The organism is Pseudomonas sp. LABIM340 (assembly GCF_040017195.2).
Taxonomy (GTDB): Bacteria; Pseudomonadota; Gammaproteobacteria; order Pseudomonadales; family Pseudomonadaceae; genus Pseudomonas.
Genome location: NZ_CM200227.1, coordinates 386,273 through 408,044, shown reverse-complemented (window position 1 = coordinate 408,044; position 21,772 = coordinate 386,273). Strand labels below are relative to the sequence as shown.

23 protein-coding genes are annotated in these 21,772 nt (G+C 67.0%); 14 read left to right on the top strand and 9 right to left on the bottom strand.

Translation table 11 applies throughout. The annotated features are described in order from the left end of the window. Positions 1-75: 75 nt before the first annotated feature. From ABKS89_RS01990 to rsmD, 3 genes are read left to right on the top strand one after another with little or no spacing between them, the layout of a single operon-like run. On the top strand, positions 76-1,446 hold the full coding sequence (locus ABKS89_RS01990; protein WP_348589211.1) for a M16 family metallopeptidase: 1,371 nt from the start codon (positions 76-78) through the stop codon (positions 1,444-1,446). Further along, entirely contained in the window at positions 1,439-2,962 is a 1,524-nt protein-coding gene (locus ABKS89_RS01985; RefSeq protein WP_348589212.1) for a M16 family metallopeptidase, read from the top strand. Before ABKS89_RS01990 ends, ABKS89_RS01985 begins: the two co-directional genes overlap by 8 nt. Beyond that, positions 2,962-3,570 (top strand): 16S rRNA (guanine(966)-N(2))-methyltransferase RsmD, encoded by a 609-nt coding sequence (gene rsmD / locus ABKS89_RS01980; protein WP_348589213.1) that lies wholly within the window; start codon positions 2,962-2,964, stop codon positions 3,568-3,570. Before ABKS89_RS01985 ends, rsmD begins: the two co-directional genes overlap by 1 nt. Before the next feature lie 4 nt (positions 3,571-3,574). On the opposite strand, the gene ABKS89_RS01975 is transcribed toward rsmD, so the two are convergent. Beyond that, complete coding sequence (locus ABKS89_RS01975; RefSeq protein WP_348589214.1) at positions 3,575-3,928, bottom strand: hypothetical protein; 354 nt, start codon at positions 3,926-3,928, stop codon at positions 3,575-3,577. Between the two features lie 108 nt (positions 3,929-4,036). On the opposite strand from ABKS89_RS01975, the gene ABKS89_RS01970 reads away from it, so the two are divergent. Beyond that, positions 4,037-5,032, top strand: coding sequence for a hydrolase (locus ABKS89_RS01970; protein ID WP_171039371.1), 996 nt, complete (start codon positions 4,037-4,039; stop codon positions 5,030-5,032). An 82-nt stretch (positions 5,033-5,114) separates the two neighbouring features. Beyond that, positions 5,115-5,531, top strand: a complete 417-nt coding sequence (locus ABKS89_RS01965) for a GNAT family N-acetyltransferase (RefSeq protein WP_138213137.1) — start codon at positions 5,115-5,117, stop codon at positions 5,529-5,531. Positions 5,532-5,643: 112 nt separating this feature from the next. Here ABKS89_RS01965 and ABKS89_RS01960 read toward each other — a convergent pair whose 3' ends face one another. Continuing rightward, the gene (locus ABKS89_RS01960) at positions 5,644-6,297 is read right to left on the bottom strand and encodes a TetR/AcrR family transcriptional regulator (RefSeq protein ID WP_138213138.1); all 654 of its coding nucleotides are present in this window, start codon (positions 6,295-6,297) and stop codon (positions 5,644-5,646) included. Positions 6,298-6,542: 245 nt separating this feature from the next. On the opposite strand from ABKS89_RS01960, the gene ABKS89_RS01955 reads away from it, so the two are divergent. The 6 genes from ABKS89_RS01955 (at position 6,543) to ggt (ending at position 13,194) form a co-directional block, all read left to right on the top strand. After that, a complete protein-coding gene (locus ABKS89_RS01955) occupies positions 6,543-7,973 on the top strand; it encodes a coniferyl aldehyde dehydrogenase (protein ID WP_138213139.1) in 1,431 nt (476 codons plus the stop codon). A 33-nt stretch (positions 7,974-8,006) separates the two neighbouring features. Continuing rightward, positions 8,007-8,552, top strand: coding sequence for a twin-arginine translocation pathway signal protein (locus tag ABKS89_RS01950; RefSeq protein WP_192293837.1), 546 nt, complete (start codon positions 8,007-8,009; stop codon positions 8,550-8,552). Positions 8,553-8,591: 39 nt separating this feature from the next. Further along, positions 8,592-10,187 carry a GMC family oxidoreductase gene (locus ABKS89_RS01945; RefSeq protein WP_348589215.1) on the top strand — a complete coding sequence of 532 codons (1,596 nt, stop codon included), beginning with the start codon at positions 8,592-8,594 and terminating at the stop codon, positions 10,185-10,187. Positions 10,188-10,502: 315 nt separating this feature from the next. Then, positions 10,503-10,982: a pantetheine-phosphate adenylyltransferase gene (coaD, locus tag ABKS89_RS01940; RefSeq protein WP_024767001.1), complete on the top strand. Its 480-nt coding sequence runs from the start codon at positions 10,503-10,505 to the stop codon at positions 10,980-10,982. Positions 10,983-11,115: 133 nt separating this feature from the next. After that, on the top strand, positions 11,116-11,367 hold the full coding sequence (locus ABKS89_RS01935; RefSeq protein ID WP_138213142.1) for a YfhL family 4Fe-4S dicluster ferredoxin: 252 nt from the start codon (positions 11,116-11,118) through the stop codon (positions 11,365-11,367). Positions 11,368-11,490: 123 nt separating this feature from the next. Beyond that, positions 11,491-13,194: a gamma-glutamyltransferase gene (gene ggt, locus ABKS89_RS01930; protein ID WP_348589216.1), complete on the top strand. Its 1,704-nt coding sequence runs from the start codon at positions 11,491-11,493 to the stop codon at positions 13,192-13,194. Here the strand turns inward: ggt and ABKS89_RS01925 are convergent, their stop codons facing one another. From ABKS89_RS01925 to nudE, 6 genes are all read right to left on the bottom strand, one after another. Beyond that, the gene (locus tag ABKS89_RS01925) at positions 13,195-15,042 is read right to left on the bottom strand and encodes a Na/Pi cotransporter family protein (protein WP_138213144.1); all 1,848 of its coding nucleotides are present in this window, start codon (positions 15,040-15,042) and stop codon (positions 13,195-13,197) included. A gap of 73 nt (positions 15,043-15,115) precedes the next feature. After that, on the bottom strand, positions 15,116-15,454 hold the full coding sequence (locus ABKS89_RS01920; RefSeq protein WP_138213145.1) for a multidrug transporter: 339 nt from the start codon (positions 15,452-15,454) through the stop codon (positions 15,116-15,118). A gap of 83 nt (positions 15,455-15,537) precedes the next feature. Beyond that, positions 15,538-16,116: a lysophospholipid acyltransferase family protein gene (locus tag ABKS89_RS01915; protein WP_138213146.1), complete on the bottom strand. Its 579-nt coding sequence runs from the start codon at positions 16,114-16,116 to the stop codon at positions 15,538-15,540. 93 nt (positions 16,117-16,209) lie between these two features. Further along, positions 16,210-17,022, bottom strand: coding sequence for a bifunctional DNA-formamidopyrimidine glycosylase/DNA-(apurinic or apyrimidinic site) lyase (gene mutM, locus ABKS89_RS01910; protein WP_045213067.1), 813 nt, complete (start codon positions 17,020-17,022; stop codon positions 16,210-16,212). A gap of 99 nt (positions 17,023-17,121) precedes the next feature. Next, complete coding sequence (cysQ, locus tag ABKS89_RS01905; RefSeq protein WP_138213148.1) at positions 17,122-17,940, bottom strand: 3'(2'),5'-bisphosphate nucleotidase CysQ; 819 nt, start codon at positions 17,938-17,940, stop codon at positions 17,122-17,124. Continuing rightward, positions 17,940-18,506, bottom strand: a complete 567-nt coding sequence (gene nudE / locus ABKS89_RS01900; RefSeq protein ID WP_088415924.1) for an ADP compounds hydrolase NudE — start codon at positions 18,504-18,506, stop codon at positions 17,940-17,942. Before nudE ends, cysQ begins: the two co-directional genes overlap by 1 nt. 126 nt (positions 18,507-18,632) lie before the next feature. On the opposite strand from nudE, the gene yrfG reads away from it, so the two are divergent. Further along, on the top strand, positions 18,633-19,295 hold the full coding sequence (gene yrfG / locus ABKS89_RS01895) for a GMP/IMP nucleotidase (protein WP_348589217.1): 663 nt from the start codon (positions 18,633-18,635) through the stop codon (positions 19,293-19,295). A gap of 51 nt (positions 19,296-19,346) precedes the next feature. On the opposite strand, the gene lysM is transcribed toward yrfG, so the two are convergent. Next, on the bottom strand, positions 19,347-19,793 hold the full coding sequence (gene lysM, locus ABKS89_RS01890) for a peptidoglycan-binding protein LysM (protein WP_138213150.1): 447 nt from the start codon (positions 19,791-19,793) through the stop codon (positions 19,347-19,349). 149 nt (positions 19,794-19,942) lie between these two features. Here lysM and ABKS89_RS01885 point away from each other — a divergent pair, with 149 nt between their 5' ends. Next, a complete protein-coding gene (locus tag ABKS89_RS01885; protein ID WP_138213151.1) occupies positions 19,943-20,842 on the top strand; it encodes a LysR family transcriptional regulator in 900 nt (299 codons plus the stop codon). A gap of 93 nt (positions 20,843-20,935) precedes the next feature. After that, positions 20,936-21,772 carry a formate dehydrogenase accessory sulfurtransferase FdhD gene (gene fdhD / locus ABKS89_RS01880; protein WP_348589218.1) on the top strand — a complete coding sequence of 279 codons (837 nt, stop codon included), beginning with the start codon at positions 20,936-20,938 and terminating at the stop codon, positions 21,770-21,772.

Sequence of the window (21,772 nt, the reverse complement as noted above, 5' to 3'; positions counted from 1 at the left end):
CTCGCCCGCCGGGGTTAAGAGGCTGGCCGCCAGCCTGCATAGACCCCGCGGACAGCCCGAAAGGTTCAGTCCACGATGAAAACCCTTGCACGCCGCCACGCCGGCCTGCTGCTCGGCTCCCTGCTGCTGCCGCTGATGGCGGTGGCCGCGGAGCCACAGCCCACCCACGAATACACCCTGGACAACGGCCTGAAGGTCGTCGTCCGCGAGGACCACCGCGCCCCCGTGGTGGTCTCCCAGCTCTGGTACAAGGTCGGCTCCAGCTACGAGACGCCCGGCCTCACCGGGCTCTCCCACGCCCTGGAACACATGATGTTCAAGGGCAGCCGCAAGCTCGGCCCCGGCCAGGCTTCGCTGGTGCTGCGCGACCTCGGCGCGGAAGAGAACGCCTTCACCACCGACGACTACACCGCCTATTACCAGGTGCTGGCCCGCGACCGCCTGCCGGTGGCGCTGGAGCTGGAAGCCGACCGCATGGCGCACCTCGCCCTGCCGGCCGACCAGTTCAAGAGCGAGATCGAGGTGATCAAGGAAGAGCGCCGCCTGCGCACCGAGGACAAGCCCAGCGCGCTGGCCTTCGAACGCTTCAAGGCCGCCGCCTACCCCGCCAGCGGCTACCGCACGCCGACCATCGGCTGGATGGCCGACCTGCAACGCATGACCATCGACGACCTGCGCCACTGGTACCAGGCCTGGTACACGCCGAACAACGCCACCCTGGTGGTGGTCGGCGACGTCAGCGGCGACGAGGTGAAGGCCCTGGCCGAGAAGTACTTCGGCGAGATCCCCAAGCGCGACCTGCCCGCCGCTCGCAAACCGCTGGAACTGGCCGAGCCGGGTGAACGCCGCCTGAAGCTGCACGTCCGCACCCAGCTGCCCAGCCTGATCATGGGCTTCAACGTGCCGACCCAGGGCAGCAGCGATGACTCCAAACAGATCAACGCCCTGCGCCTGATCTCGGCGATCCTCGACGGCGGCTACAGCGCGCGCCTGTCCGCGCGCCTTGAGCGCGGCGAGGAAATCGTCGCCGGCGCCTCGGCCTCCTACGACGCCTTCTCCCGTGGCGACGGCCTGTTCTTCCTCTCCGCCACGCCCAACGTGCAGACCGGCAAGACCCTCGACCAGGTCGAGGCCGCGCTGTGGAAGCAGTTGGAGGACCTGAAGAAGAACCCGCCGAGCAAGGAAGAACTGGAGCGCGTGCGCGCCCAGGTCATTGCCGGGCTGGTCTACGAGCGTGACTCCATCGCCGGGCAGGCCAGCACCATCGGCGAACTGGAAAGCGTCGGCCTCGGCTGGCGCCTGGCGGACAAGGACCTGGAAGCCATCCAGGCGGTCACGGCCGAAGACATCCAGCAAGCCGCCCGCACCTACTTCACCCGCTCCCGCCTGACCCTTGCCCAGGTCCTGCCGGAAGTCGCCACCGACAAGGAGCCGAGCCATGAGTGAACGCAATGGCCTGCGCTACGGCCTGGTCGGGCTGATCGTCATCGCGCTGATCGCCGGACTGGTGCTGTTCGTTTCCCGCCCCGCCGCCGAGACGGCGGCAGCCGCGCCCGCCCCCACGCCAGTACCGGCACAGCCGGCTGCCGCCGAAGCCGCCGCGCCCACCGGCCTGCAATCCCTCGCCGAGGCCGCCGGCAAGGCGCCCAGCCACCGCAAGCTGAACATCCAGCAATGGCAGACCGCCGAAGGCGCCCGCGTGCTCTTCGTCGAAGCCCATGAGCTGCCGATGTTCGACCTGCGCCTGACATTCGCCGCCGGCAGCAGCCAGGACGGCGACAGCTACGGCCTGGCCATGCTGACCAACGCCATGCTCAACGAAGGCGTGCCCGGCAAGGACACCAGTGCCATCGCCGCCGGCTTCGACGACCTCGGCGCCAACTTCGGCAACGGCTCCTACCGCGACATGGCGGTGGCCAGCCTGCGCAGCCTCAGCGAGCCGACCAAGCGCGACGCCGCGCTGGCGCTGTTCGACCAGGTGATCGGCCAGCCGACCTTCCCCGAGGACGCCCTGGCACGCATCAAGAACCAGGTCATGGCCGGCTTCGAGTACCAGAAGCAGAACCCCGGCAAGCTGGCGGGCCTGGAGCTGTTCAAGCGGCTCTACGGCGACCATCCCTACGCCCACTCCAGCGACGGCAACGAGAAGTCGGTGCCGAAGATCAGCGTCGCCCAACTGCGCGCCTTCCACCAGAAGGCCTACGCAGCCGGCAACGTGGTCATCGCACTGGTCGGCGACCTGACCCGCGAGCAAGCCGAAGCCATCGCCGGCAGCGTCTCCAGATCCCTGCCCAAGGGCCCTGCCCTGCCCGCACCGGGCGAGCCGCAGATGCCCAAGGCCGGCGTCACCCACATCGAGTTCCCGTCCAAGCAGACCCAGCTGATGCTGGCGCAGCTGGGCATCACCCGTAACGACCCGGACTACGCCGCGCTCTACCTGGGCAACCAGATCCTCGGCGGCGGCGGCTTCGGCACCCGCCTGATGGACCAGGTACGCGAGAAGCGCGGGCTGACCTACGGCGTGTACTCCGGCTTCACCGGCATGCAGTCGCGCGGGCCGTTCACCATCGGCCTGCAGACCCGCGCCGAGATGAGCGAAGGCACCCTCAAGCTGGTCCAGGACATCGTCCGCGACTACCTCGACAAGGGCCCGACGCAGAAGGAACTCGACGACGCCAAGCGCGAGCTGGCCGGCAGCTTCCCGCTGTCCACCGCGAGCAACGCTGACATCGTCGGCCAGCTGGGCGCCATCGGCTTCTACAACCTGCCGCTGGATTACCTGGAGACCTTCCTCAGCCAGGTCCAGGGCCTGAGCGTGGAACAGGTGAAGCAAGCCATGCGCCGCCACCTCGACCCGGACGCTTTCGTCATCGTCACCGCCGGCCCCACCGTGCCGCAGCAACCGCTGCCGCCGCCCACCGACAAACCCGCCGCGCAACCTGCCGGCGTACCGGAGCACTGATGAGCAAACGACCCGGCGGCGCCCCGCGCGCCGCACAGAAGCCCCACGGCGGCCAGGGCCAGCTGCGCATCATCGGCGGCGAGTGGCGCAGCCGGCGCTTCGCCTTCCCCGATGGCCCGGGCCTGCGCCCGACGCCGGACCGGGTGCGCGAGACCCTGTTCAACTGGCTGGCGCCCTACGTCCCTGGCGCCCGCGTGCTCGACCCGTTCGCCGGCAGCGGCGCGCTGTTCCTTGAGGCGTTGTCCCGTGGCGCCAGCGCGGGCCTTGCGCTGGACACCAACGGTGTAGCGGTGGCCGCCCTGCGCAGCACCCTCGATACCTTGAAGTGCGCCAATGGCCAGTTGGTGATGACCGACTCCCTGCGCTACCTGGACAACCAGGCCGCGCAGCCCTTCGACCTGGTCTTCCTCGACCCGCCCTTCCACCAGGACCTGCTGCAGAATGTCTGCCGCCTGCTGGAAGAGCGCGGCTGGCTGGCCAAGGACGCGTGGGTCTACACCGAAAGCGAAGCCGTGCCCTCCAGCCTCGGCCTACCGGGCAACTGGCGGCTGCATCGGGAGAAGAAGGCGGGCTCGGTGCATTACGCGCTGTGGCAGCGCGAAGGCTGATTGCTCAGATCGACTTGCCGACATCGACGGTGCTGGTGCGCACCAGCTCCACGCCGTCGACCACCATCTTCCATTGATTACCGTCCTGGTAGGGCGGCCTGGAGACCTTGAAGTGCGTGTCGAAGGGGCCGAAGCCCACGGTGAAGCCGTCGGTTTCGTAGCTCTTGATCGGCGCTTCGATGGACTTTGAGGTGCTGCCCGAGACCCGCTTGTAGGCGACACGGCCATCCGCCGTGACCAGCAGGCTCATCTGCGGCGCGGTCCACAAACCCACGTAGGACTTGTGCTCCTGCGGCACCGGTTCGCCGCACGCGGCCAGCCACACCAGCAGGCTCAACGCCGCGATTTTCTTCCACATTCCTTCCCCTCCTTTGCGTGGGTTTTCCTGACGACGGATGCAGGAGGCATCCATCGCACGGCCGAGTTGGCGTTACTATCACGACTCGTCGGCCCCATTCGATCCGTGATGACTATACCCTCCCCGTTCAAACCCGCCTGGTGGTTACCCGGCCCGCACCTGCAAACCCTCTATGGCTCGCTCGCACGCAAGGCGCCCAGCCTCGAGCGCATCCGCGAGCGCCTGTGGCTGGAGGATGGCGACTTCATCGACCTCGACTGGCACGGCCCGCACGAGGCCGACGCGCCGCTGGTGCTGGCGCTGCACGGGCTGACCGGCTCGTCGTCCTCGCACTACATCCTCGGCGTGCAGCAACAGCTGGCGGCGCAGGGCTGGGCCAGCGTCGCGCTGAACTGGCGCGGCTGCTCGGGCGAGTCGAATTTGCTGCCGCGCGGCTACCACTCGGGCGTCAGCGAAGACCTCGCCTCGGTGGTCGCCCACGTCCGCGCCAAGCGGCCGATGGCGCCGCTCTACGCGGTGGGCTATTCGCTGGGCGGCAACGTGCTGCTCAAGTACCTGGGTGAAGCCTCGGACAGCTGCCCGCTGAAGGGCGCTGTGGCGGTGTCGGTGCCCTTCCGCCTGGACCAGTGCGCCGACCGCATCGGTATCGGCTTCTCCAGGGTCTACCAGGCGCACTTCATGCGCGAGCTGGTGGCTTATGTGCAGACCAAGCGCCAGGCCTTCGCCGCCGGCGGCCACGCGGAAAACCTCGCCGCGCTCGAGCGCCTCGGGCCGCTGGACGGCATGCGCACCTTTTGGGACTTCGACGATCGGGTGACCGCGCCCCTGCACGGTTTCGCCGATGTGCACGATTACTATCGGCGCGCCTCCAGCCGCTACTACCTGGGCGGCATCCGCGTGCCGACGCTGATCATCCAGTCCAGCGACGATCCGTTCATCCACGCCCACAGCGTGCCGCAGCTGGACGAGTTGTCCGCCTCGACGCAGATGGAACTGCTGCCCCACGGCGGCCATGTCGGCTTCATCGGCGGCTCACCCAGCCGCCCGGACTACTACCTGGAGCGCCGTATCCCGCAGTGGCTGCGCGAACGGCGGGAGTCCTGACTGCGCTGGGTCAGCCAGCGGGCGCGGGAATAAGGCAGACTGGAGCTGCACCAGGAAGGAAACGCCAGGAAGGAGCGCCGCCATGCACGACACGCCGCTGACGATTCTGCACAACGAACCGCTGAGTGATGCCCAGTGCGCGGGCATCACCGCGCTGTACCGCGCCGTGGGCTGGGGTTCGCCCGGCACCACGGCGGAACTGCGCGACCTCTACGAGTTTTCCAGCTACTTCCTGCTGGCCGTGGACGGCGAGCAGGTGCTCGGCCTGCTACGCGCCGAAAGCGAAACGGCGCAGACCACCTGGCTGGCGGAAATCGCCGTGCTGCCGGGCTTCCAGTCCCGCGGGATCGGCCTTGCGCTGATGGCGCGCTTCCTCGCCGATCACCCGAACCGCACGCTCTACACCGACGCCACCGAGGGTGTGGAGGAGTTCTTCCTGCGCCATGGCATCGCCCTGCGCCGACCACGGGTGCCGGGGCCGCGCCAGGTGGATGCGTGACGTGTAGGGCGGTGCTGTCGGCGGATAACGCTGGCGCGTTATGCGCCCTACGCCTTTCGCAATGGTTACGCGCAGGGTGGATAACCGTTCACGGTTATCCGCCATCTGAAGATCAATCTTCCAGCGGCACGTACAAGCGGTCGAACACCGCCGCCACGGCCTCGCGGAACGCCGGGGCGATGTGTCCGCTTTCCAGCGCCAGCACCTGGTAGATACCGCGGCGCATCAGCGCTTCGCTGAGGTCATTGGCCACTTCGCGGGTGGTGCACAGGTAGCGCACCCAGGAAGTAAGGATGATCCAGGCGTTGAGGGTCAGGGCCTCGAGCTGGGGTTCGTCCATCTGCAGGATGCCGGCGTCGACGAAGCCCCGGTAGATCCCCTTGGCGTTGTCCATCGCGCGTCGGGCGAAGGAACGATAGCCGGCGGCCAGCTCCGGGTCGGAATCCAGCAGGTGCTCCAGGTCGCGGTGCAGGAAGCGGTAGTGCCACATCGCGGCGAGCAGCGCTTCGAGGTAGAAGGTCTTGTCCTCCACCGTCAGCGCGCGGCCCTCGGGCAGGTGCAGGAACTGGTCGACGTGGCTTTCGTACTCGGCGAACAGCTGGGCGATGATCACCTGCTTGTTGCGGTAGTGGTAGTACAGGTTGCCCGGCGAGATACCCAGGTGCGCGGCGATGTGGTTGGTGGTGACGCTGCGCTCGCCCTGGGCATTGAACAGCTCAAGGCTGGCCTGGGCGATGCGGTCACGGGTGTTGATGCGTGGTGCCATTGCCAAAACTCATCGAAACGGATTGCGCGGACGCAAAGGTACACCGATTGCTACCACCTGACACAACTGGCGGGCCTGCCCAACTTTTCGTTGGCTGGGCCTGGCGACGCGGAACCGGCATGCTGATTGACACTCTAGAGCAATTGCTCTAAAAAACCAGCGACAGCATAAAAACGCGAGGCATCCGGGATTCCTGTGCGAATCATCCGAGAGCCTCCCCACCACGCTTGCGCCAGGAGCCCGTCATGGTTGCCGATATCGCCTACCTGCAGCAGACCCAGCAGCAGATCAGTCAGCTGGAAACCCTTCTCGAACGCCAGCGCCAGGCGTACCGCGCCAACCCGATGCCCGACGCGGGCCAGCGCATCCAGTGGCTGAAAAGCCTCGCCAACCTGCTGGTGACCGAGCAGAAGGCGATCATCGATGCGATCAGCAGTGACTTCAGCAACCGCTCCGCCGACGAGACCCTGCTCGCCGAAGTGATGCCCAGCCTGCACGGCGTGCACTACGCGACCAAGCGCGTGAAGAAGTGGATGAAACCGTCGCGCCGCAGCGTCGGCATGCAGTTCATGCCGGCCTCGGCCAAGGTCATCTACCAGCCGCTGGGTGTGGTCGGTGTGATCGTGCCGTGGAACTACCCGCTGTTCCTCGCCATCGGCCCGTTGACCGGGGCGCTGGCCGCCGGCAACCGGGTGATGATCAAGATGAGCGAATCCACCCCGGAATCCGCCCGCGTGCTGAAAGAGCTGCTGGGCAAGGTGTTCCCCGAAGACCTGGTCGCCGTGGTGCAGGGTGAAGTCGACGTCGGCGTGGCCTTCTCCAAGCTGCCCTTCGACCACCTGCTGTTCACCGGAGCCACCAGTGTCGGCAAGCACGTGATGCGCGCCGCCGCCGAGAACCTCACCCCGGTCACCCTGGAGCTGGGCGGCAAGTCGCCGGCCATCGTTTCCGCCAGCGTGCCGATGAAGGACGCCGCCGAGCGCATCGCCTTCGGCAAGTCGCTCAACGCCGGCCAGACCTGCGTCGCGCCGGACTATGTGCTGGTGCCGCAGAATCGCGTCGACGAGTTCGTCGAGAGTTACCGCCAGGTGGTCCAGGGCTTCTTCCCGAAACTGGAGAACAACCCCGACTACACCGCGATCATCAACGAGCGCCAGCTGTCGCGCCTGAACGGCTACCTCGCCGACGCCCAGGCCCGCGGCGCCACCGTCGTGCCGCTGTTCCCGCAGGCCCAGGGCCGCCGCCTGCCGCAGGCGCTGGTGCTGAACGTGACCGACGAGATGAAGATCATGCAGGAAGAGATCTTCGGTCCGCTGCTGCCGGTGATCCCCTACCAGAACCTCGACCAGGCGCTCAGCTACATCAACGAGCGTGACCGCCCGCTGGCGCTGTACTACTTCGGCTACGACAAGCGCGAGCAGGACCACGTATTGGCCCAGACCCATTCGGGCGGCGTATGCCTGAACGACACCCTGCTGCACGTTGCGCAGGACGACATGCCCTTCGGCGGCGTCGGCCCGTCCGGCATGGGCCACTACCACGGCCACGAAGGCTTCCTGACCTTCTCCAAGGCCAAGGGCGTGTTCAGCAAGCCGCGCTTCAACGCCGCGCGGGTGATCTACCCGCCCTACGGCAAGTCGCTGCAAAAGCTGGTCTACAAGCTGTTCATCCGCTGACCGCCCCTATCCATCCAAGGTGACAGAACAAGAATGACAGACACCTCCCTGAGCGCGCCGGGACTCTCCCGGCGCGGCGTGCTCAAGATCGGCCTGCTGGGCGGGGCATTCCTCGCCACGGCGGGCGTCACCGCCACCCTGAGCGGCTGCTCGGCCAGTACTCCGGCCAACGGTTTCGCCGTGCTGCGCGACTCCGACATGCCCTTCCTGCGTGCGCTGATCCCGGTGATGCTGGCCGGCGCCGTGCCCGCCGAGCGCATGGCCGAGGCGGTCAAGGGCACCATCGAAAGCCTCGACAACAGCCTCAACCACCTCTCCCCGGAGATGCTCAAGCTCACCGTGCAGCTGTTCGACGTGCTCGCCCTGCCGGTCACCCGCGGGCCGCTCACCGGCATCTGGGGCAGCTGGGACAACGCCAGCGCGGACGACGTGAAGAACTTCCTGCAGCGCTGGCAGAACAGCTTCATCTCCCTGCTGAAGATGGGCCACAGCTCGCTGCTGCAACTGGTGATGATGGCCTGGTACGGCCGCACGGAGTCCTGGGGCCACTGCGGCTACCCCGGACCGCCGAAGATCTGATGTCACCAGAACAACAAGAATTCGCCTGAGAGATTCCCGATGCCCGTACCCGATCTGTTCGCCGAAGGCCTGGCCCGCGGCTGGAAAGTCCACAACGGCTCGCGCCTGGACAAGGACCTGACCCTGGAAGCCGATGTCGTGATCGTCGGCTCCGGCGCCGGCGGCGGCACCACTGCCGAAGCCCTGAGCGCCGCCGGCTACAAGGTACTGCTGATGGAAGAAGGTCCGCTCAAGACCAGCAGCGACTTCAAGATGCAGGAGTCCGACGCCTACCCCAGCCTCTACCAGGAAGGCATCGGCCGCATGAGCAAGGATGGCGCCATCACCATCCTCCAGGGCCGCGCCGTGGGCGGCACCACGCTGGTCAACTGGACCTCCAGCTTCCGCACCCCCGAGCCGACCCTGGAACACTGGGCCAAGGAACACGGCGTGAAGGGCCACAGCGTCGCCGAGATGGCGCCCTGGTTCGAGAAAATGGAGCAGCGCCTGGGCGTCGCGCCCTGGATCATGCCGCCCAACGCCAACAACGACGTGATCCGCAACGGCTGCGAGAAGCTCGGCCTGCACTGGAAGGTCATCCCGCGAAACGTCCGTGGCTGCTGGAACATCGGCTACTGCGGGATGGGCTGCCCGACCAACGCCAAGCAATCGATGCTGGTGACCACCATTCCGGCCACCCTGGAAAAGGGCGGCGAACTGCTGTTCCTCGCCCGCGCCGATCGCCTGCTGCACGACGGCAACAAGGTCAGCGGCCTGGAATGCTCGGCCATGGACGAGCGCTGCGTCGCCCCCACCGGCCGCAAGATCACCATCAAGGCACGCCATTACGTACTCTCCGGCGGCGGCATCAACACCCCGGCGATCCTCCTGCGCTCCAAGGCGCCGGACCCGAACGGCCGCGTCGGCCAGCGCACCTTCCTGCACACGGTGAACTTCAGCGCCGCCCTGTTCGACGAGGTCATCAACCCCTTCTACGGCGCGCCGCAGTCGATCTATTCCGACCACTTCCAGTGGGACGACGGCGCCGCCGGGCGCATGTCCTACAAGCTCGAAGTCCCGCCGCTACAGCCGGCGCTCAGCGCCACCCTGCTCGGCCGCTTCGGCGAGGACAACGCGCTGCGCATGGAGCAGCTGCCGCATACCAACGTAATCCTGGCGCTGATGCGCGACGGCTTCCACCCGGACAGCGCGGTCGGCTCGGTCAGCCTGCGTGGCGATGACACCCCGGTGCTCGACTACCAGATGACCGACTACACCTGGGACGGCATCCGCCGCGCCTTCCACACCATGGCCGACATCCAGTTCGCCGCCGGCGCCAAGGCCGTGCTGCCGCTGCATGCCGATGCCGACTACGTGAAGAGCGCCAAGGAAGCCCATGCGCTGATCGACGGCCTGAGCCTGGAGTTGTACCGCACCCGCCTGGGCAGCGCCCACGTGATGGGCGGTTGCGCCATGGGCGAGGATGCCAAGCAATCGGTGTGCGACAGCCTCGGCCGCCACCACCAGTTGGAGAACCTGTCGATCCACGACGGCTCGTTGTTCCCCACCAGCATCGGCGCCAACCCGCAGCTCTCGGTCTACGGCCTCACCGCGCAACTGGCCGACGCCCTGGCCAAGCGCCTGGGCAAGGCCTGACACGCAACCCGAGCGCCCATGCCGACTCCTGCGCACCCGCGGGGCGCATAACGCGCCAGCGTTATCCGCCGCCGGTTGTCCGGCGGATAACCCGTTCCGGGTTATTCGCCCTGCGAAACGGAGCCGGATCGAGCAAATCCGCACGCGCAGGCTCTGGCACGGGGCCTGCGCGTGACTCGCCGGTCTCTCGCCGGTTATCTCAGGTAGTCCGTTCACAGAAGCACTACCAAGGTCGCTTGGCCCCACGGACATGCTGCGTTACCATCCGCCCGCTATTGCACCAGCCTGCCAACAAGAGCCGACCAGGACGCCGCGATGAATCGAGTGTTGTACCCGGGTACCTTCGACCCCATCACCAAAGGCCATGCCGATCTGGTCGAACGCGCCTCGCGACTGTTCGACCAGGTGATCATTGCCGTCGCCGCCAGCCCCAAGAAGAACCCCCTGTTCCCGCTGGAACAGCGCGTAGAACTGGCCCGCCAGGTCACCTCGCACCTGCCCAACGTGGAAGTCGTCGGTTTCTCGACGCTGCTCGCCCATTTCGCCAAGGAACAGAACGCCAACATCCTGCTGCGCGGCCTGCGCGCGGTGTCGGACTTCGAGTACGAGTTCCAGCTGGCCAACATGAACCGCCAGCTCGCGCCCGACCTGGAAAGCATGTTCCTCACGCCGTCGGAGAAGTACTCCTTCATCTCCTCCACCCTGGTGCGCGAGATCGCAGCACTGGGCGGCGACATCACCAAGTTCGTCCATCCCGCGGTGGCCAGCGCCCTGGCCGAGCGCTTCAAGCGCTGACCCGCGTGCCGCCAAGGATGGCGGTTTCCGTCAGCTGACTCCCTGATTGCGTGCACTACGCGCGCCGATACGGCACAATTTCACCATTGTTGCTACCGATCGCCATGGCTGCCGTCATGGTTGGAGTTGTTCGATGTCCCTGAAAATCACTGACGATTGCATCAACTGCGACGTCTGCGAACCCGAGTGCCCCAACGCCGCGATCTCCCAGGGCGAGGAGATCTACGTCATCGACCCGAACTTGTGCACCGAGTGCGTCGGCCACTATGACGAGCCGCAGTGCCAGCAGGTCTGCCCGGTCGACTGCATCCCCCTCGACGACAGCAACGTCGAGAGCAAGGATCAGCTGATGGAAAAGTACAAGAAGCTCACCGGCAAAGCCTGACATCGCGCGTTTCGACACTTTTTCATTGAGTTCTCACAAACCCGGGGCGTTGTGGATTGTCTATCCTCCACCTTCGCCCCGTTTGGTTTTCCAGCCGGCCCTGCCGGCGGTTCGTGAGATGCCATGTCCCTGTTGAATTCCCGCTCCCGCGCCTCCCTGCTTGGCTTGTGCAGCCTCCTGCTGCTGAGCTTCGCCCTGCACGCCGCGGAACATCCCGCCCAGGCCAGCGTCGCCAGCGCACATCCATCGGCCACCGTTGCCGGTCTGGAGACCCTCGCCGACGGCGGTAACGCCTTCGACGCCGCCGTGGCCATCGCCGCCGCGCTGGCGGTGGTCGAGCCCTATGGCTCGGGTCTGGGCGGCGGCGGTTTCTTCCTGCTGCGCAAGGCCGGGAATCCGCCGACCTACCACTTCATCGACGCCCGCGAGCGCGCCCCGCTGGCCGCCCACGCGCGGATGTACGAGCGCAACGGCAAGGTTGACCCGCAGCTGTCGCTCAACGGCCCGCTGGCCGCCGGCATCCCCGGCCTGCCTGCCGCCCTGGCGGACATCAGCAGCCGCTACGGCCGCAAGACCCTGGCGAACAACCTCGTGCCGGCGATCCGCCTGGCCACCGATGGCGTGTCCATCGACCGCGTCTACATCGACCGTGCCTCCTGGCGCCTCGACGCGATGCGCAAGGACCGCGAGACCGCGCGCATCTTCCTCGACCAGGGCAACCTGCCCGAGGAATACAGCCTGATGCGCCAGCCGCAGCTGGCCAACACCCTGGAGAAACTGGCGCGCTACGGCCGCATCGGTTTCTACGAAGGTGAAACCGCCGAGAAACTGGTGGAAGGCGTGCGCGCCGCCGGCGGCGTGTGGAGCCTGGAAGACCTCGCCAGCTACCGCACCGTCGAACGTCAGGCACTGCGCTACCCGCTGGCCGACGGCCGCGAACTGATCAGCGCCCCGCCGCCTTCCGCCGGCGGCGTGGCTCTAGCGCAGAGCCTGGGCATACTGCAGCAACTGCCGTGGCGGAAGGCCGAGCCGGTGCAGCGCGTGCATTACGTGGTGGAAGCCCTGCGCCGCGCCTACCGTGACCGCGGCCTGCTGGGCGACCCGGACCGCGTCGCCAACCCGGTCAGCCAGCTGCTCGCCCCGGACTACCTGAAGCGCCTCGCCTCAGGCATCGACCCGCAGCGCGCCACACCCAGCTCCTCCTTGCCGCCAGCACCCGCCTGGCGCGAAGGCGATCACACCACCCACTTTGTAGTGATGGATGCCGACGGCAATGCCGTGGCCGCCACCCTGTCGGTCAACCTGCCCTTCGGTGCAGCCTTCACCGTGCCGGGCACCGGCGTGCTGCTCAACGACGAGATGGACGACTTCGCCACCGACGTCAGCGGCGCCAATGCCTACCAGCTGGCCGGCAGCCAGGCCAACGCGGTGGCCGCCGGCAAGCGCCCGCTGTCGAGCATGAGCCCGAGCTTCATCGAAAGCCCCACTGAGCTGGCCGCCTTCGGCACACCGGGCGGCAGCCGGATTCCCAGCATGGTGCTGCTGGCGATGCTGGATTATCTGGACGGCAAGCCGGTGCAGCGCTGGGTCTCCTCGCCGCGCTACCACCATCAGTTCCTGCCCGACGTGATCGAGCACGAACCGCGCGCCTTCACGGCCGCCGAAATGGCCGACCTGCAGCGCCGTGGCTACACCCTCAAGGATGTCGGCCGCGCCTACGGCAACCAGCAGGTGCTGCTGTGGAACAAGAAGTCCGGCGAAGTGCAGTCCGCCAGCGACCCGCGCGGCATCGGCCTGGCGACCGAACTGGCGGCGCCGCTGCGCTGATCAGGGCAGGATCAGCGCCGGAGCGTCGTCTTCGCGGGTATCGAACAGACCATGCTCGGTGCCCAGTTGCAGCACGTTGCGCAGGCTCTGGATGATCCGGCTGACGTAGCCCAGGTCGTTCATCAGCGAGCTCATCTGCAGGCCGTCCAGCTCCTGCCGGCGCACTGCCGCGAACAGGCGCTGGCGGAACGCCGCATCGAACTCCGCAGCGCTCTCGTCGAGCAACTGCAAGCGCGCCACCAGGGCTTCTTCCGGCAGCTCGCCACCGAGCAGCGAGCCCAGCGCGCGCACTTCCCGCAACATGCCGATCAAGTGCCGGCGCAGCTCGACGTAGGTATCGCGCAGCGCCGAAGGCTCGCCATGCAAGGCCTGGCCAAGGTTCTTCTGCAGGTGTTTGGCGTCCTTCACCGCATCCACCAGTTGCAGCGCCACCACCTGGCAGGACAGCCAGAAGCGCTGGTGCTCCTCGTCCAGCGGCACTTCCAGGCGACTCATGAAGCTCAGCAGGTCGCCGTACACGCCCTTGATATGGCGTTGGTAAAGCACTTCCGCGGCCAGCGCATGGCGATCCGGCGCAGCCTGCAGCTGGCTTTCGTCCACCCGCGGCTGGTTGAGCATCTCCACCGGCAGGTACAGCGCGTGGCAGATCACCTCGATGCTCAGCCGCCCCAGGTGCCGCAGTTCCTGCAGCACCGCGCTGGCGGCGGCGTCAGCGGAATCCAGCGCGCGCTCATTGAGGTAGCGCGCATGGGTACGTTCGATGGTGGGCAGCGCCGGGGCCATGTCGGTGATCAGCACCGCCGGCTCTTCGACCTCCGGCAGCCAGCGCACCAGCGCATTGGCCAATGCGCCCTGGATCGGCCAGAACAGCACCACGCCCATGCCGTTGAACAGGGTGTGGAACAGCGCCAGCTGGATCATCGGGTTGTCCGCCAGCCCCACCGGCGTCACCAGCCAGTGCACCAGCCAGGTCAGCGGCGCGAGCAGGAGGAACGCCAGCACCCCGGTCACCACGTTGAACAGCACGTGCGCCAGCGCCAAACGCTGCCCGCTGCGGTTGCCGCCCAGGGAACCGACGAAGGCCGTGGTCACGCTGCTGCCCACGTTGGAGCCGATGGCGATCGCCAGGCTCTGGCCCAGCTCCAGCTGGCCACCGGCGAGGGCGGCGAGCGTCAGCATCAGGGTCGCGTGACTGGACTGCAGCACCACGGTGATGAGGATGCCGAAAGTGACGAACAGCAGCGCGCCGAGCATGCCTTCGGAGCGCAGGTCGCTCATGTCCATGGCATCGCCGAAGCTGCCGAAGCCGTCCTTGATCTGGTCGATGCCCAGGAAGATGAAAGCGATGCCCAGCAGGATGCGCCCGGCGGCCTTGCTCTTGGCGCCGTTGAAGCCCATCAGCACGCCGAACACCAGCAGTGGCAGCGCCAGGGGGCTGAGGCTGAGGTTCTGCCCGGCCAGCGCCAGCAGCCAGATGCCGCTGGTAGCGCCGAGGTTGGCGCCGAAAAGAATGGCGATGCCACCGGCCAGCTGGATCAGCCCGGTGCTGATGAAGGCGATGGTGAGCAGGGAAACCAGGGTGGAGGATTGCAGCAGGAAGGTGCCGAACAGCCCGAACAGCAGGCTCTTGCCGCGAGTCGCGGTGCTCTTCTCCAGCCAGCGCTCGAGCTGGCTGCCGGCGAGGTCGCGCAGGCCTTCTTCCAGGCACTGCATGCCGAACAGGAACAGCGCCAGGCCCGCTCCCAACTGCAGCAGACCGGCGCTGGACCAGAAGGTGTAGCCCAGGATGACAGCGACCAGCAGCAGAAGCAGCGGACGCAGGTGCTTCTTCAGGCCGCTCAGGTTCATGGGCTACCTACGGGACTTACCCGGCAAGCCGGGCTGGCGAGGCGGACGCTCCGCCCCGGAACAGGACGACGGATCAGTCCTTCTTGTAGCCGCTGGTGGTGCAGCCCAGGCAGCGCACGAAGGCGGCCTTACCCGGATCGACGACCAGCGCCTTGCCCGCTTCGCCGATGTTGCCGCCGGCCGCGCTGAACGGCAGGGTGACCACGAAGGCAGCGGTGCCGACCACGGTGGCGGCGATCAGCAGCGGACGCGCGATCAGCAGGTCGCCAATCATGGAGTAGAACGGCGGGGCCGAGACGACATAGGTCGGGTCACCGCTGACGTTGCTCACTTCTTCCTGAGCAACGGCCGGCAACACCGAGAATGCACAGACCAGGGCCATTGCAGTGGCGGCGGTGCGGAACACGTTCATGGAGGGAAGTCCTTTTTTGTGTAGTTGGGCAGGCAGACTGCCATAACTATAACAGCGCTCCGTGACTTGTCGCGTGACAGCCTTCAATCGCCGAAGAATGCGTATTCAGGCTTTTTCGGCACGAAAGGCCGGTAGAAGGCCAGCATGCGGCGCAGGTCGGCGGACTCGTCGCCGGTGGGCCAGAACGGCTCGCCGATGACGATGCGCCGGCCGGGGTAATCCAGCGCCGCCAGCACAATGGGCACGCCCGCGCCACGGGCGATGTGGTAGAAGCCCATTTTCCAGCGCTCGACCTTCTTGCGCGTGCCCTCCGGGGAGAGGATCAGCATCATCTCGCGGTTGTCTGCGAAGGCCTGGATCGCCTGGTCCACGGTGTTCAGCTTGAGGTGGCGCTGGATCGGGATGCCGCCCCAGCGGCGCATCAGGCCGCCAAAGGGTGCGCGGAAGATAGTGTGCTTGCCGAACCAGCGGGCGTTCAGGCGCAGCACGAACTTGACCGCCAGGAACAGGATGAAGTCCCAGTTGGACGTATGGTGCGCGCCGATCACCACGAACTTGTCGAGTTTGGGCAGCGCACCTTCGATACGCCAGCCGGCCACGCGCAGCATGCTGTGGCCGAGCGCCTCGGCGAACGGGTTGCGGGGCAGATAGTTGCCAGACATGAATCACCTGAAGGCCCCTCTTCGGGGACCCTTGTTGTTATGGGGGGTGGATCGGGCAGAATGGGGCGGCAGCTTAACGGCCGCCCCAGGGCCTCAGCGTTGGCAGCGCGAACAGTAGACGCTGGCACGCTGGCCGAGGCGCACTTCGCGCAGGGTCGAGCCGCAGACCTTGCACGGCTCGCCGCCGCGTCCGTAGACGAAGAGTTCCTGCTGGAAATAGCCGGGCTGGCCATCGCCGCCGACGAAGTCGCGCAGCGTGGTGCCACCGCGCTCGATGGCAATGGCGAGGATGCGCTTGATCTCCTGGGCGAGCTTCACGTAGCGCGCTCGCGAGAGGGTTCCGGCCTCGCGGCGCGGGTCGATACCGGCGGCGAACAGCGCCTCGGTGGCGTAGATGTTGCCCACGCCGACCACCACGGCGTTATCCATGATGAAGGGCTTCACCGCCATGCTGCGGTTGCGCGACAGCTGGAACAGACGCTCGCCTTCGAAAGCGTCGGTCAGCGGTTCCGGGCCGAGGTGGCGCAACAGTTCGTGCTCCAGTGGTGTCAGGCTCCAGAGCAGCGCACCGAATCGACGCGGGTCGGTGTAGCGCAACGCCATGCCCGATTCCAGCTCGATATCCACATGCTCGTGGCGCGCGGCCGGCGTGCCGCACTCCACCAGGCGCAGGCTGCCGGACATGCCCAGGTGGCTGATCAGCGTCCCCACCTCGGCATTGAGCAACAGGTACTTGGCGCGCCGCTCCACCTGCACGATGCGCTGCCCGGACAGGCGAACGTCCAGGTCCTCGGGGATCGGCCAGCGCAAGCGGCGCTCGCGGACGATCACGCGGCTGACGCGCTGGCCTTCGAGGTGGGGTGCGATACCCCGGCGGGTGGTTTCGACTTCAGGTAATTCGGGCATGGATGACGATATCTGAGGGGCTTTTACGTAGGAGCGAGCTTGCTCGCGAACCGCCCGGCAAGTAAATGCCGGGCGTATGCCTGCCGGATGAAACGCAGCTCAGTCCAGCGCACGAGCCAGCTGGATCAGGTCTGCGCGCCAGGGGGCCGCCTTGGGCAGCGCCAGGAAGGACTCGTTGAGCAGACTCTCCCGCGCTTCATAGGTGAAGGGCTCGCCGCGCACATCCAACACTTCGCCGCCAGCACCTTCCAGTACGCCCTGGGCCGCCGCGGTGTCCCACTGGCTGGTCGGTGCCAGTCGCGGGTAACAGTCAGCCGAGCCTTCGGCGAGCAGGCAGAACTTCAGCGAGCTGCCGATGCTGGCCAGGTTCAGGTTGCCGAAGCGCTGCGCCAGGCCGGCCAGCAGGCTTTCCTGCTGCGGGCTGGAGTGGCGCTTGCTGGCTACCACGGTAAAGACATCGTCCGGCTCGGTGCGCACTTCGATGGCTTCGGGCTCGTCGCCACGGTCCTCGCACCAGGCGCCCAGACCGGCACCGCCGTAGTAGCAGCGGCCGCTGGCCGGAATGCCGACCACGCCGAAGACCACCCGGCCGCGCTCGATCAACGCGACGTTGACGGTGAACTCGTCACTGCCGGAGATGAACTCCTTGGTACCGTCCAGCGGGTCCACCAGCCACCAGCGAGTCCACTGGGCGCGCTGCTCGAGGGGGATGTTGCAATCTTCCTCGGACAGCACCGGCACATCCGGCGCCAGCGCGCGCAGACCGTCGGCCAGTACGCGGTGGGCAGCCAGGTCGGCGGCGGTCACCGGCGACTCGTCGGCCTTGCTCTGGACATCCAGGTCGCCTTGCCAGAACGGCAGGATCACATCACCCGCCTTGTGTACCAGGTCGATCACGGCGGGCAGAAAAGCATTCATCACGGCTGGAATTCCCCTCGTTGGGTCAGCAGGTCACGTACCAGATAGAGCGCGGCCAGGGCCCGCCCCTCACTGAACTGGGCATTCTGCGCAAGGCTGGAAAGCTCGCGCAGGCTGATCTTGTCCACGCCCATCGGCTCGGGCTCGTCGCCGGGCAGCGATTCCTCGTAGAGGTCGCGGGCGAGCACCACCTGGATGCGCTGGCTCATGTAGCCGGGTGACAGCGACAGTTCGGTGATGTACTCGAGCTGGCGGGCGCCATAGCCGGCCTCTTCCTTCAGCTCGCGGTTGGCGGCGTCGAGGATGTCCTCGCCCGGCTCCACCAGGCCCTTGGGCAGCGACAGCTGGTACTCGTCGACCCCGGCACAGTATTCCTCGACCAGCACGGCGTGTTCGGCATCGAGCATGGCGATCACCATCACCGCGCCGTAGCCCTGCCCCTTGCCCACCAGGCGCTCGTAGGTACGCTCGACGCCATTGGAGAAGCGCAGCTGCAGCTCCTCGACGGCGAAAAGCCGGCTTCTGGCAACGATCTCTCGGGCGAGGACCGTGGGTTTCTGACGCATGGGGCGACTCCTGGGGGTGGCCGGGTCGGCTATGATAACCCGCCTTTTCCGATTCTCCGTGTCAGATATCGCGCCGATTCCGTCCACCAGCGGCGCAATTGCGACACCCTTTTGCGAAAGCCCAGCATGCCACGCCTGCCCTGGAACCAGATCGACACCGTCCTGCTCGACATGGACGGCACCCTGCTCGATCTGCATTTCGACAACCACTTCTGGCTCGAACACCTCCCGCAACGCTACGCCGAACACCATGGCATCAGCCGGGCCGAGGCCGACGCCGAGTTGCTGCCGCTGTTCCGCGACAATGCAGGCCTGCTCAACTGGTACTGCCTGGACTTCTGGAGCCGCGAGCTCAAGCTGTCGATCCTCGACCTCAAGCACGAGGTCGCCGACCTCATCGCCCTGCGCCCTGACGCCGACCTGTTCCTCGCCGAACTGCGCCGCCACGGCAAGCGCGCGGTGCTGATCACCAACGCCCACCGCGATTCGTTGACGCTGAAGATGCAGCGAGTGGAGCTGTCGCCCTGGTTCGACCGGCTGATCAGCTCCCACGACTACGGCTTCCCCAAGGAAGACCAGCAGTTCTGGCAGGCGCTGCGGGCGGACGTCGGTTTCGATCCGGCGCGCAGCCTGTTCATCGACGACAGCCTGCCGATCCTGCGCGCTGCGCGGACCTTCGGCGTCGCCCAGTTGCTGGCGGTGCGCCAGCCGGACAGCCGCCAGGGGCCGAAGGACACCGAGGAATTCGCCGCCCAGGAAGACTACCGGGCGCTGCTCGAAGGGTTGTGAATCGAGGGCTGCAGAAACAGCGAGCCCGGCGCTGGGCCGGGCTCTCTGGCTTTACTCCGGAATCCGCAGCACCTGGCCGGGATAGATCTTGTCCGGATGGCTGAGCATCGGCTTGTTCGCCTCGAATATCTTCATGTAGGCGTTGGCGTTGCCGTACTCGGCCTTGGCGATGGCGCTCAGGGTGTCGCCCTTCTTCACGGTGACGAAGCGCGCCTCGGCAGCAGGGGCTGCAGAAGCGGCAACGGTGATGTGGTCTTCCACACCGGAAACCCCCGCAACGTTGCCCAGCGCGAGGAGGATCTTTTCCTTCTCTTCCTGGCTGGCCACTTCACCGGTGGCGATCACCTTGTCGCCCTCGACGCTGACCTGGATGTTCGGGTTGCCCAGGCCAACCTTGGCGATGTGGTCCTTGAGCGATTCGGCGGCCTGCGCCTCCTGGCCCACAATGCTTTCCCACAGCTTCTCGCCGGCTTCCTTCACGAACGCAAAAATGCCCATTTCCAACCTCCCTACGGTTACAGTGACAGGCGGCCGGCATTGGGCAGACCGCGCGCCCCTGGAGTCTAGACGGCGACTTCCGCAGCGCCTGACGGAAAAGTCCTAATCCCTCCCCGACCCGACAGAACGCCCCCGGAGCCTTTCCGCCGATGGACATCAAGCAGCTGAAATTTCTCTGCGCCCTGGACGAGACGCGACACTTCGGCCAGGCGGCGGCGCGCTGCCATGTCACCCAGCCGACCCTGTCCATGCGCGTGCGCAGCCTGGAGGAAGAGCTGGGCCTGGAACTGGTGCGCCGTGGGCAGCGCTTCGAGGGTTTCACCGAAGCCGGCGAACGCGTGCTGGCCTGGGCCCGCAGCCTGCTGGCGGCCCACGACGGACTCTACGCCGAAGCGGCCGCGTGTCGGGGCCAACTGGTCGGCACCCTGCGCCTGGGCCTGGTGCCACTGGCGGGGTTCGACCCCATGCGACTGATCGAGCTGTTCGCCCAGCGCCACCCGGAACTGCGCTTCCAGCTGTTCGCCCTGAGCTCGGAGAACATCCTCGAAGGCCTCGGTCGCAACCAGCTGGACCTCGGCCTGTCGTACCTCGACCGCCTCGACCGCGAGCACTTCGAAAGCCTCGAACTGGCTGCCACGCGCATGGGTCTGCTGCATGACCGCCGGCACTTCCAGATCGACAGCCCGACCCTGAGCTGGGACGCCCTGGCGGAGCTGCCGCTGGGCTTGCTCTCGGCCGGCATGCACTTCCGCCAGTCCATCGACCACGGTTTTCGCAGCCGGGGCCTGACACCCCAGGCACGCCTGGAAACCGACGCCGTGCACCAACTGGTGCAGGCCGTGGAGCGCGGGCTGTGTTGCGCGATCATGCCGCTGGGCAGCGGGCTGGACGCCCAGGGCGAGCACTTCGCCCTCACCCCGATAGAGGACGCGCGCACGCTGGCGCCGCTGGGCCTGATCCTGCGCCGCAGCGAGCCGCGCTCGGCACTGGCCGAGGCCTGCTTCCGCGAAGCAGCGGTTCTGCTGGGCGGTTCCGAAGCAGACCGATAGACCGCGTCGATCACAACATCGACAGCAGCCATTAGACGCTGCCCCGGCATAGGCATAGGCTGGTCGCATTATTAGAACCACAGGGCTCAGCCCATGCCTTGCCTGATCACCCGCCCGGCCAGCGCCGCGGTCCGGGATGCCGTCGTGCCTGCCGACGGCTACAGCTATGCCGAACTCACCCCGGAGGGCGACACCGGTCGCGCCGTGCTGGCCGGGGAAATCGCCCTGGCAATTGCCTACAACGGGCTCAGCCAGGCCGTCATGATGGTCTCGCCGAACGACCTGGAAGACTTCGCCTACGGCTTCAGCCTTGGCGCCGGTCTCATCGACTCCATCGACGACATCTATGACGTGCGCCTGACGCCCCACGGCGACGCTATCGCGGCCGAGCTGCAAGTCAGCAATCGCGCCTTCTGGGCCCTCAAGGACCAGCGCCGGCAGCTGGCCGGCAATACCGGCTGCGGCCTGTGCGGCGTCGAGGCGCTGGACCAGGCGCTGCCCGGCCTGCCGGTGTTGCCGTCGGCGCCGCTGCCGCCCGCCGCCCACTTCGAACACCTGCGTGAACGGGTCAACGCCGTGCAGGAGATCGGCCGCCGCAGCGGCGCCCTGCACGCCGCGCTGTTCGTCGATGCCGCCGGCGAGATTCGCCTGTGCCGCGAGGACATCGGCCGCCACAACGCCCTCGACAAGCTGATCGGTGCGCTCAAGCGCCAGCGCCTGGACCTGGCCGGCGGTTTCGCCGTGGTCACCAGCCGCTGCAGCCTGGAACTTATCCACAAGGCCGTGCGCGGCGGCCTGTCGACCCTGGTCAGCCTTTCCGCGCCGACCGCACTCACCGTGCAGTGGGCCCGCGAGCACAACCTGAACCTGATCCACCTGCCGCACCGCAGCGCGCCGCGCATCTACAGCCCGGCTCCGCCAGCCGCCTGA

What these genes read in the sequence shown, in the direction of transcription:
- ABKS89_RS01885 (WP_138213151.1), top strand. Translation starts at nt 19,943, where the DNA reads ATGGACATCAAGCAGCTGAAATTTCTCTGCGCCCTGGACGAGACGCGA.
- yrfG (WP_348589217.1), top strand. Translation starts at nt 18,633, where the DNA reads ATGCCACGCCTGCCCTGGAACCAGATCGACACCGTCCTGCTCGACATG.
- nudE (WP_088415924.1), bottom strand. Translation starts at nt 18,506, where the DNA reads ATGCGTCAGAAACCCACGGTCCTCGCCCGAGAGATCGTTGCCAGAAGC.
- ABKS89_RS01990 (WP_348589211.1), top strand. Translation starts at nt 76, where the DNA reads ATGAAAACCCTTGCACGCCGCCACGCCGGCCTGCTGCTCGGCTCCCTG.
- ABKS89_RS01935 (WP_138213142.1), top strand. Translation starts at nt 11,116, where the DNA reads ATGTCCCTGAAAATCACTGACGATTGCATCAACTGCGACGTCTGCGAA.
- ABKS89_RS01975 (WP_348589214.1), bottom strand. Translation starts at nt 3,928, where the DNA reads ATGTGGAAGAAAATCGCGGCGTTGAGCCTGCTGGTGTGGCTGGCCGCG.
- fdhD (WP_348589218.1), top strand. Translation starts at nt 20,936, where the DNA reads ATGCCTTGCCTGATCACCCGCCCGGCCAGCGCCGCGGTCCGGGATGCC.
- ABKS89_RS01960 (WP_138213138.1), bottom strand. Translation starts at nt 6,297, where the DNA reads ATGGCACCACGCATCAACACCCGTGACCGCATCGCCCAGGCCAGCCTT.
- ABKS89_RS01955 (WP_138213139.1), top strand. Translation starts at nt 6,543, where the DNA reads ATGGTTGCCGATATCGCCTACCTGCAGCAGACCCAGCAGCAGATCAGT.
- mutM (WP_045213067.1), bottom strand. Translation starts at nt 17,022, where the DNA reads ATGCCCGAATTACCTGAAGTCGAAACCACCCGCCGGGGTATCGCACCC.
- ABKS89_RS01920 (WP_138213145.1), bottom strand. Translation starts at nt 15,454, where the DNA reads ATGAACGTGTTCCGCACCGCCGCCACTGCAATGGCCCTGGTCTGTGCA.
- ABKS89_RS01970 (WP_171039371.1), top strand. Translation starts at nt 4,037, where the DNA reads ATGACTATACCCTCCCCGTTCAAACCCGCCTGGTGGTTACCCGGCCCG.
- lysM (WP_138213150.1), bottom strand. Translation starts at nt 19,793, where the DNA reads ATGGGCATTTTTGCGTTCGTGAAGGAAGCCGGCGAGAAGCTGTGGGAA.
- ABKS89_RS01985 (WP_348589212.1), top strand. Translation starts at nt 1,439, where the DNA reads ATGAGTGAACGCAATGGCCTGCGCTACGGCCTGGTCGGGCTGATCGTC.
- ABKS89_RS01915 (WP_138213146.1), bottom strand. Translation starts at nt 16,116, where the DNA reads ATGTCTGGCAACTATCTGCCCCGCAACCCGTTCGCCGAGGCGCTCGGC.
- ggt (WP_348589216.1), top strand. Translation starts at nt 11,491, where the DNA reads ATGTCCCTGTTGAATTCCCGCTCCCGCGCCTCCCTGCTTGGCTTGTGC.
- cysQ (WP_138213148.1), bottom strand. Translation starts at nt 17,940, where the DNA reads ATGAATGCTTTTCTGCCCGCCGTGATCGACCTGGTACACAAGGCGGGT.
- rsmD (WP_348589213.1), top strand. Translation starts at nt 2,962, where the DNA reads ATGAGCAAACGACCCGGCGGCGCCCCGCGCGCCGCACAGAAGCCCCAC.
- ABKS89_RS01965 (WP_138213137.1), top strand. Translation starts at nt 5,115, where the DNA reads ATGCACGACACGCCGCTGACGATTCTGCACAACGAACCGCTGAGTGAT.
- ABKS89_RS01925 (WP_138213144.1), bottom strand. Translation starts at nt 15,042, where the DNA reads ATGAACCTGAGCGGCCTGAAGAAGCACCTGCGTCCGCTGCTTCTGCTG.
- ABKS89_RS01945 (WP_348589215.1), top strand. Translation starts at nt 8,592, where the DNA reads ATGCCCGTACCCGATCTGTTCGCCGAAGGCCTGGCCCGCGGCTGGAAA.
- ABKS89_RS01950 (WP_192293837.1), top strand. Translation starts at nt 8,007, where the DNA reads ATGACAGACACCTCCCTGAGCGCGCCGGGACTCTCCCGGCGCGGCGTG.
- coaD (WP_024767001.1), top strand. Translation starts at nt 10,503, where the DNA reads ATGAATCGAGTGTTGTACCCGGGTACCTTCGACCCCATCACCAAAGGC.